Here is a 2,105-nt window from a genome sequence, read left to right as displayed (position 1 = left end):
ACCTTGGGCGCGGCTGCATTGGGTCGCGCGAACGGCCAGGGCAATCACTTTGGCGTCGGCGCCTGGTGCGGCTTTGACCAGCGCGTTTTCAAGCGAATCGGCGTAGGCTGACGTTACTGAAAGGCACGTCAGTAAAATGGCAAATAAAGGGCCAAAGCGGTTTAGCGCCATAGTCGGGTCTCATCATGATAATTTCGAGTCTAGCTAGCGGCGAGCGGAAAGCTAGCCGTTTGAAACGGGGGATTAAGGATTATCCATGGTGCAATTAACAAGGTCATTCGTCATAAGCCGCATATTTTTTATGGGCTTTCTGATCAGCGGTGCGACGTTTGGGCAAACTTCGCCGATTGAGCCGGTATCTGCGGCAAGCAGCACAATCGATGCCGCAGCGCCCGACGATGCGGTCGGCCAGGCGATTCAGGCAACACTGGAACCGCTGCGCTCGGCCTTTCCGCCGTTGCTCACTTCCAGGCGCCATCAGCGCGTGGATGTCAGCCGGGTGGTGCTGGATTTCTATATGCATCGCAACTATCGCGCGGCGTGGACAGACGATCGTGATGTGGCCCAGTTGCTCAAGAGTCTTGAAGACACCCGGATCGACGGCCTGAATCCGGCGGATTTTCGCATCAGCGAGCTAACCCAGGCCCATGAGTCGCTGGCAGCGGCCGTGCCTTCCACGGCGCAACGGGCGATGTTCGACATGGCGGCGACCCGCACGTTCATCACCGCGCTGCTGCAACTGCGGCGGGGCAAGGTCGATCCGTCGCGGCTGGACATTCACTGGAATTTCGAGCCTGCCGGCGGCGCTGCCCGCGGGGACATGAACAACCTGTTCGCCGCCCTCGATGCCCATGACGTGGCGCGTGCCTTTGCCGAGGCGCCTCCTCAGGAAGAGATTTACCGCAACTTGCGTGAGGGCCTGGCCCGGTTGCGCCAGGTCCGTGATGCGGGCGGCTGGCCGAAAGTCACTGAAGGGCAATCGCTCAAGCCCGGCATGGACGGCGTGGCTGTCGCACAATTGCGTGCGCGTCTGGTGGCGGGCGGATATCTGGACCCGCACCTGTCGAAAAAGGCCGGTTACGACGACAAGGTCATTGCCGCGGTGAAGAAGTATCAGACCGAGCAATACCTGGGGGCTGATGGCGTGGCGGGGGCGGCGACGCTGGCGGCACTGAACGTGCCGGTCGAGGCGCGGATCGATCAGGTGCGGGTCAACATGGAGCGCGCCCGGTGGCTGCTGTACAAGCTTCAGGGCACGTTCGTGATCGTCGATATCGCCGGATACAAGGTGGCGATGTACCGCGACGGTCAGCCGATCTGGCGTTCGCGGGTGCAAGTCGGTAAACCGGTGCGCAGTACGCCGGTGTTCCAGGCCGAAATCACCTACATCACGTTCAACCCGACCTGGACCGTGCCGCCGACCATTCTCAAGCAGGACGTGATTCCAAAAGTCCAGAACGATCCGGGCTATCTGGAGGCCAACCGGATTCGCGTACTTGATCGCGAAGGCAATGTGCTCGATCCGTCGAGCGTTGACTGGAGCAACCCGCGAGGCATCCACCTGCGTCAGGATGCCGGGCCCGACAGTTCGCTGGGGCAGGTGGCGATCCGCTTCCCCAACGACTATGCGATTTACCTGCATGACACGCCGCACCGCGAACTGTTTGCCAAAACGGTTCGGGCCACCAGTTCAGGCTGCATCCGCGTGGAAAACCCGTTGCAACTGGTCGAGTTGTTGTTCAACGACCCGGTGCGCTGGAACAGCGCCGGCATTCAGAAGCAGTTGGCCAATGGCAGGACCGAGAATATCCAGCTACCGGTGAAAGTGCCGGTGCTGTTGGCTTACTGGACCGTGGACCTGAGCAAGGACGGGCGGGTGACATTCAAGCCCGATATTTATGATTACGACGCCAGGGTGCTGCAAGGCTTGAGCCAGCCTACGAAGTTGCCCGCCCTGGATTTGCGTCGTGCAGAGGTACCGCTGGTGGTGAAGGGGCAGAACCAACAGTAATGAATCACACCCCGGACCTTGTAGGAGCGAGCCTGCTCGCGATGGACTCAAGAACGCCGCGTTTAGCCAGTAAGTACGCGTTATCGTTAACGAC

The 2,105-nt window shown here is 60.5% G+C and carries 1 protein-coding gene; it reads left to right on the top strand.

Annotated features, from left to right (window positions below):
• Positions 1–256: 256 nt before the first annotated feature.
• Complete coding sequence (locus ACXRVY_RS25765) at positions 257–2,011, top strand: L,D-transpeptidase family protein (protein WP_223457025.1); 1,755 nt, start codon at positions 257–259, stop codon at positions 2,009–2,011.
• Positions 2,012–2,105 lie beyond the last annotated feature (94 nt).

The organism is Pseudomonas sp. P5_A2_2 (assembly GCF_054177685.1).
The sequence above is the reverse complement of the archived record's forward strand: the minus strand, read 5'-3'. Positions and strand labels throughout refer to the sequence as shown.